We start from the raw sequence: 7,023 nt of genomic DNA on the forward strand, positions 1-7,023 counted from the left end.
GCGCGCAACGGTAGTCGGCCCGGTCCCGTGAATGAAGTCCGATGGCGAATGTGCCAACCTGATGCGGTGTCCAGTGCAGTTTCCGCCCCGCCCGTCTGCGTGCTCGGCCTCGGCCTGATCGGCGGTTCGCTGCTGCGTGCCGCCGTCGCCGCGGGCCGCGAAGCCTGGGGATACAACCGTTCGTCCGGTGCCGTCGACGCCGCGATCGCCGACGGCTTCGACGCCTCCACCGACCTGCCCACGGTGCTGCGCCGCGCGGCCGCTTCCGACGCGCTGGTCGTCGTCGCGGTGCCGATGCCTGTGGTCGACTCGGTACTCGCCGCGGTCGCCGAGCACGCCCCGAACGTCGCCCTGACCGACGTGGTGAGCGTGAAGTCCGCGGTCGCCGCGGCGGTCTCGGCACGGGGACTGTCCGCACGCTTCGTCGGCGGGCATCCCATGGCCGGGACCGCCGAATCCGGATGGGACGCCGGTACCGCCGATCTCTTCCGCGACGCCGTGTGGGTGGTGACCGTCGACGACGGAGCCGACGCCGACGTATGGCAACAGGTCGCCGGACTCGCCCTCGACTGCGGTTCGGTGGTCGTGCCCGCCGAGTCCGGGGAACACGACGCGGCGGTCGCGCGGATCTCGCATCTGCCGCACATCCTCGCCGAAGCCCTCGCCCTCGCCGGGGCCGGTGGCGGCGACCTCGCGCTGGCGCTGGCGGCCGGTTCCTTCCGCGACGGCACGCGCATCGCCGGGACCGCACCCGCGCTCGTCGACGCGATGTGCGAGGGCAACGCGACCGCCCTGCTCGCGGCGCTCGACGAAACCCTCGAGGTGCTGCGCACCGCCCGCGAGCAGCTCGCCGACGGCCGCACCGGCGACCTCACGTCCGCGGGCCACGCGGCCCGGCTGCGCTACGAGCAGCGCGAACGCAAGCCCATCACCGGGATCGTTCCCGGCGACGAAAACTGGATCGAGCAGCTGCGCGACGCCGGGCGTCGCGGCGGGGTGTGGACGTCGTGAATCTGCGCGACACCGCGTCGGCCCTGGCCAAGCGCGACCTCACCGCGACCGACCACGTCCGGCAGGTCCTCACCGAACTCGACGCCCTCGACGGCACGCCCTGGGGCAACATCGTCGCCGCCCGCAACGACGCGGCCGCGCTCGAATCCGCGGCCCGCGCCGACGCGGAGCTCGACGCCGGCAGCTGGATCGGCCCGCTGCACGGCGTCGCCGTCGCGATCAAGGACAACATCGACGTCGCGGGAATGCCGACACGCTGCGGCAGCGCCGTCCTCGCCGACGCACCCCCGGCCCGTCGGGACGCCCGGATCGTCGAGCAACTGCGGGAAGCCGGGGCGATCGTCGTCGCCAAGACGCACCTGCACGAGTTCGCATACGGCCCCACCGGTCTGGTCAACGCGGACGGTCCGGCCTCGCACCCGCACGATCCGGCGCTGATCAGCGGCGGTTCGTCGTCGGGCTCGGCGGTGCTGGTCGGCAGGGGCATCGTGCCGCTCGCGCTCGGCACCGACACCGGGTGCAGTGTCCGCACACCCGCTGCGCTGTGCGGGATCGTCGGGCTCAAGCCGAGCAGCGGCGCTCTGCCGTTGGACGGCGTGTTCCCGCTGTCCACCACGTTCGACCACATCGGCCTGCTCACCGGCGACGTCCTCGACGCCGGGCTGGCGTGGGGTGCGCTGCCCGGGGTCGCGCACCTGCGCACCCCGGTGTCGGGACTGCGCGTGGGCGTACTGCGCGGCGGCATCTGGGACATCGACGACGCCGAGGTCGCCGCGGCGCTCGACACCGCCTGCCGCACCCTCCGCGATCTCGGCGCCGAGGTCGTGGAGACGACACTGCCCGAGACGGACGAGATGCTCGCGGCGTATCCGATCGTCACCGGATCCGAGGCGTACGAAACGCATCAACGGTGGTTCGAGGACGGCCCCGGCAGGTATTGCCCGCCGACGGCGGCGCTTCTGGCCGCGCAGGCCGACCGGCCCGCCTCCGAATACCTGCGGGCGCTGCGCGCGGCCGAACGCCTGCGCGGCGAGGTGCTGCGGCGACTGCGCCGAACCGAACGACTCGACGCCCTGCTCACCGTCACCACCGGGGTGCGGTCGGCGCCGGTGGACAGCGACCCCGCCGAGCTGCGTGCTCCCCTGCTGCAGCGCTGCATCCCGTTCAACGTGCTCGGGGTCCCTGCACTGTCCGTACCGGCCCCGGACGGCCACGATCACCCCGTCGGCCTGCAGGTCGTCGGACTGACGAGCGGGCCCGGCGGACACGGCAGCCATCCCGGCGAGTCCACGGCGCTCGCGCTCGCCCTGGCCGTCGAGGGCACACCGGACGATCAGATGCGTTCGGCGAGCCCGTGATAGTCGACGACGAAACCGTCCGCGTCGACCGTGACGGTCGAACTCGATACAGGTGACATGACGTGGATGCCGTCGGCGGCGCTGCTGTAGATGAGCGTCGCCTCCTCGACGCTGAGATCGAGCAGGTTCACGTACACGACGGGAACCTCGAGATCGTCCGCGCCGGACTGCAATGCGTACCGCCGGATCGGCAGCGCATTGAAGAACGGGCTGAGGATCACGTCGACGTCGAGTGCACCACCGAACGCAGACCGCTGATGCTGCGTCCCGTTGTCGACCATCCAGATTCCCTCACCGGACCGGCTGATCGACATGTGCTTCTCACCCGAGGCCAGCGTCGTGCGCACCGACAACCTGCGGGTGACACCGTTCTCGTCGGTCACGAGGTCGTAGGACGCACTGAAGGCCGGATGCTCGGCGCACGCACCCCCGACGATACGGCCGGACGACTTGATGCGACTACCGCTCAACTGCACACGGACCGATTCCATACGCGGCGCATCGACCGCCCGCCACGTCAGAATCGCGGGCCAGGTCGATGCGCTGCTCGCCGCAGTGCTCGCGGCATCAGGGGCTGGCATGCTCACGGTGTCTACCGTAAGCGACGAACGGCACGTAAGTGGCCTCGGCGCTCGATTCGAAACCACTCCCTGTTCACACGGCCGGAACAATCGGTTCGTCACGGTCCCGGCCGGCGAGCCGATTCGAGAACACGGCCAGGGCCGCGGCACCCACGGCAACATTGAGCAGGGCCCCGAACTCCGCGACCGCGAAGTCGACGACCTCGACGAACAGCACCGTGATCAGGGCCGCCGCGCTGAAGACCCGCAACGCCCACCCGCGGCGCCCCCACAGCCCGGTCAACCCCACCACGCACAGCAGCGTCGTCACCGTGACCCCCACGAACTGGAACCACACCGTGAGGTCGCGGTCGCTGCCGTTCAGATCGTCGGCGAGGGTGACCACCGCGTGGACGAGCATCAGCCCGGAGAAGACTGTCAGTGTCACCGCCGCGGCCCACGTGCCACGATCCCCGCGCAGGGCGGGCGGCACCATCCGTTTCACGCCGGCACCGACCCGCGACCGACGGTCGTCGCGGTCGCGGCAGCGGGCCAGCAACCGCTCGATCTCGTCGGCCGCTTCCGGGTCCGCGCCACCTGCCCGCGCGGACCTCAACTGCGCGGTCGCGCGGGCCCGCTCGGCGGATGTGAGCCCGCGCATCACCCCGTCCACCGCGGTCGAGGCGGCGTTCGCCAGATCCTCCCGGGCCGTGACCGGCCGGAACCCGTGGATCGCACGGTTGGCGAGCAGCAGAAGCAGCACCACGACGTACATGATCGCGACGGAGGGCCGGTAGAAGTAGTCGTTCGTCTTGGTGAGGAACTTGCCGATCTCGTCGAGGAACAACCCGAAGCCGATGCCTCCGGCGACGATCCCGAACGCGTGCGGGGTGCGCCCGAGATAGGTGAGCAGCCCGCACAATGCCACGACCATCAGCAACCCGCCCCACAGCGAATGCGCGATGTGCAGGGTCGCGCCCCCGACCTGCGGATACCCCGTCAGATGCAGGTACAGACGCACCAGCAGGATCGTCGTGACGGCAACGATCACCAAACCTTCGATGCGCGACGAGGCGCTCGCGTCACGCAGCAACCGCGACGCGGACCTGCCGCGGAGTCGGACCCCGTCCATGATCGACGAGCGTAGCCGCGACACGGGACGATCGAGGACGATGCGCGCGGTGCGGGGTCTGGGGCCGTTGTCTGGCCTAGAGTCGCCTCATGCGCACCGTGTGGACAGTTCCTCCGAACATCGCCCAGACGCTTCTGGAATCGCCCGAGATCCAGATGTTTCTGACCAGCAACGAGCTGCCCGAGACGGCGGACGACCCTCGGCAGCGGCTCACGGAGTTCACCCACGCACTCGGTGCCCTCAGCCGCAACATCGGACGCACCTTCGGTTCCGTCGACGCCGCGAACCGGGAGCTGTTCGGAGGTTCCGCAGGAACCGTCCCGGTGGCGCTGCGGCTGACCGTCCTGCGGGCGATCGTCACCGAGGTCGACGACCGCACCCCGACTCCCGATCCGCTGCCGGCCACCGTCGTCGATCAGCTCGGCGCCTACGTGTACGCGCTGTTCGACCCTCGGGACCGCACCGTGCTGCACATCGGCAGCGGTCGCGGAAACCGCATCTTCGCGCTCACCTGGGCGGCGCTCGGTGAGACGCACAAGCTCACCGCTGCGGGCGAGAGCGCACCCCAGAGCACCCCCGAGATCGACGCGGCGCTGCGCCGCGTCCGTGGCGTGTACGACTCGGGATACGCGGTGGAGCATTTCGTCGTCGCCGACCATCTGCTTCCCGCCGCGGACGGCGATCACGCCGCCGGCGCAACCGCGCAGGCGGTGGTCGCCGCGCTGGGTCTGCTCGAATCGCATCGCGGTGAATTCGTACTGACGAACCTTGCCGGGACCACCGGCGACTCGGAGGCGGATCGGGTTGCGCGACCGATCGCCGAACTCGTCCGCCAGTACTCGGCGAAGGCTGCACCGGAGTTGCCGACGCCGTGCGTCGTCCTGCGGATCACGGAGGCGAAATCGGCATCGCCGGAGCAGGTCCGGGATCTCGCCGATCGGCCGTGGCCGGCCGGCACCGCAGCACGCCGTGTCGACGGACTGCCGATACTCGTGGTCGCCGACAACATCGTCCGCGGCGCATACCGAGCGACGGGCTGGGAAGCCGCCTCGCGCACCGAGGAGAACGGCGGCACGATCCTGTATCGCTTCCTCGGGGAGTCCGATCCGGAACTCGAGAAGATGTTCGTCGACACCCGGGTGACCCCGGATCGGTTGGGTCTCAAGCGCTGGCCGTCGCACGGATGGGCTCCGCGTCTGACGAAGGCGATGCCGCGCCCCACTCCCCGGCCGCGTCCCTGAAACCCTTCGGCCCGAGCGTGCAATCGCCGCTCGGGCCGAAGTCCATCCGTCACCTACCGGCGGACGTCAGGATCGGCGCGTGCAGGTCGTAGTAGTGCACGTCGCCCAGCAACCGCATCTCCTCCTCGAACAACGGCCGCAGATCGTCGGGAATCTCGATCCGCTCGTGTGCGCGGGCCTCTTCCTCGGACGAGAAGTACACGGTTTCGACGTAGCCGTCGTCGCCGTACGCCGCGAGCGTCCCACCGAGGATCTCCGGGCGCAGTTCGTGCACCCGATCGGCCCCTTCCGCGAGCACCTCCCGCATCCGCGGCAGGTCGTCGCAATGGCCCTCCATCACCTGCACGAAACCTGCCTCGTCCGATCCGCCGCCCATCCACGTGTCGACGTCCCGGCAATCGTGGACCGTGATCGGGCCGTCGAAGCACCGCTCGACCTCTGCCCACCACTCACCCTGTTCCGGGCGCTCGCTGTTGCGGCGGGCCATCTCCTCGGACTCGAATCGCACGACGGAGACCCAGGTACCGTCGTCACTGAAACCCGAAGTGCTGCCCAAGTATCCGTGTGCCTCCGGTCGAAATTCGCGGGTCCACCGTTCCATGCAGTCCAGTAGCGCGTCCCGATCACGCACCGCGCCCTGCCACACCTGAATGAACATCACAACTGCCTCACCGAGCTGTTCTCGATGGCCTGGCAGCAACCGTCCACCACCGGCATCGCCGGCGGCCGGCAGCCTCGGCCACCGCAGATTCCATGATTCGCCTGCGGGGGCCGGCAGACAACCGTCCTGCTGTCCGACGTTCGTTGCTCTTCGAACTTCGAAATACCTCGAAAATATTGTGCTGCAATAGAGCTTGACCGCAGCCGCCGACGGCCGAGACACCAGCGCGGTGCCGGCAGCGCGCCGCTGACTTCCCGTCGCGCGGTTGACTCCGGCTGGACGGGAGTTGCCATGACCGACGCGCAACCACGCTACGACGACTTGCGTGCCCTCTACCTCAACTGCACTCTCAAACGCTCACCCGAAGTGAGCAACACCCAGGGGCTGATCGATGTCAGCACCGCCATCATGAACGTCCAAGGAGTCTCGGTCGAAGTGATCCGACCCGTCGACCACGACATCGCCACCGGGGTGTGGCCCGACATGACCGAACACGGCTGGGCAAGCGACGAGTGGCCACAGATCTTCGAGAAGGTGCTCGCCGCCGACATCCTCGTGCTCGCCGGTCCGATCTGGTTGGGCGACAACAGCTCGATCACCAAGCAGGTGATCGAGCGGCTCTACGGCGGCTCCCACCTGCTCAACGACGCCGGACAATATCTGTACTACGGACGGGTCGGCGGTTGCCTGATCACCGGCAACGAAGACGGCGTCAAACATTGCGCCAGCAACATTCTGTACTCCCTGCAGCACATCGGATACACCATCCCGCCGCAGGCCGACGCCGGCTGGATCGGGGAGGCCGGCCCGGGTCCGTCCTATCTGGATCCAGGCTCAGGCGGGCCGGAGAACGACTTCACCAACCGCAACACGACATTCATGACGTGGAATCTGCTGCACCTGGCGCGGCTGCTCAAGGACACCGGCGGCATTCCGGCGCATGGAAACCAGCGCTCTGGCTGGGATGATGGCGCTCATTGATCCTGCTCAGTCCTGCTCACCGAAAGTGCTCACCCGTGTGGCTCCGCCGATGAGGGCGGGTCTCCTTCGATGCTGGTGG

7 protein-coding genes are annotated in these 7,023 nt (G+C 69.2%); 4 read left to right on the forward strand and 3 right to left on the reverse strand.

The features are described from left to right. Positions 1-48 precede the first annotated feature (48 nt). On the forward strand, positions 49-1,011 hold the full coding sequence (locus ACWDUD_RS14635; protein WP_450109759.1) for a prephenate dehydrogenase: 963 nt from the start codon (positions 49-51) through the stop codon (positions 1,009-1,011). Further along, positions 999-2,369 carry an amidase gene (locus ACWDUD_RS14640; protein ID WP_450109760.1) on the forward strand — a complete coding sequence of 457 codons (1,371 nt, stop codon included), beginning with the start codon at positions 999-1,001 and terminating at the stop codon, positions 2,367-2,369. The genes ACWDUD_RS14635 and ACWDUD_RS14640 overlap by 13 nt, the downstream gene beginning before the upstream one ends. On the opposite strand, the gene ACWDUD_RS14645 is transcribed toward ACWDUD_RS14640, so the two are convergent. Both ACWDUD_RS14645 and ACWDUD_RS14650 read right to left on the reverse strand, forming a co-directional pair. Further along, entirely contained in the window at positions 2,345-2,950 is a 606-nt protein-coding gene (locus ACWDUD_RS14645; RefSeq protein ID WP_197256319.1) for a putative glycolipid-binding domain-containing protein, read from the reverse strand. The two genes, ACWDUD_RS14640 and ACWDUD_RS14645, sit on opposite strands and share 25 nt — an antisense overlap. 73 nt (positions 2,951-3,023) lie before the next feature. After that, the gene (locus ACWDUD_RS14650; protein ID WP_450109761.1) at positions 3,024-4,061 is read right to left on the reverse strand and encodes a hypothetical protein; all 1,038 of its coding nucleotides are present in this window, start codon (positions 4,059-4,061) and stop codon (positions 3,024-3,026) included. Between the two features lie 89 nt (positions 4,062-4,150). Here ACWDUD_RS14650 and ACWDUD_RS14655 point away from each other — a divergent pair, with 89 nt between their 5' ends. Then, on the forward strand, positions 4,151-5,302 hold the full coding sequence (locus ACWDUD_RS14655) for a GIY-YIG nuclease family protein (protein WP_450109762.1): 1,152 nt from the start codon (positions 4,151-4,153) through the stop codon (positions 5,300-5,302). A 49-nt stretch (positions 5,303-5,351) separates the two neighbouring features. On the opposite strand, the gene ACWDUD_RS14660 is transcribed toward ACWDUD_RS14655, so the two are convergent. Then, positions 5,352-5,960, reverse strand: a complete 609-nt coding sequence (locus tag ACWDUD_RS14660) for a hypothetical protein (RefSeq protein WP_450109763.1) — start codon at positions 5,958-5,960, stop codon at positions 5,352-5,354. A 294-nt stretch (positions 5,961-6,254) separates the two neighbouring features. Between ACWDUD_RS14660 and ACWDUD_RS14665 the strand changes: the two genes are divergently transcribed. Continuing rightward, positions 6,255-6,944 (forward strand): flavodoxin family protein, encoded by a 690-nt coding sequence (locus ACWDUD_RS14665; protein ID WP_450109764.1) that lies wholly within the window; start codon positions 6,255-6,257, stop codon positions 6,942-6,944. Positions 6,945-7,023: the final 79 nt, after the last annotated feature.

This window comes from Rhodococcus sp. NPDC003382, assembly GCF_053589135.1.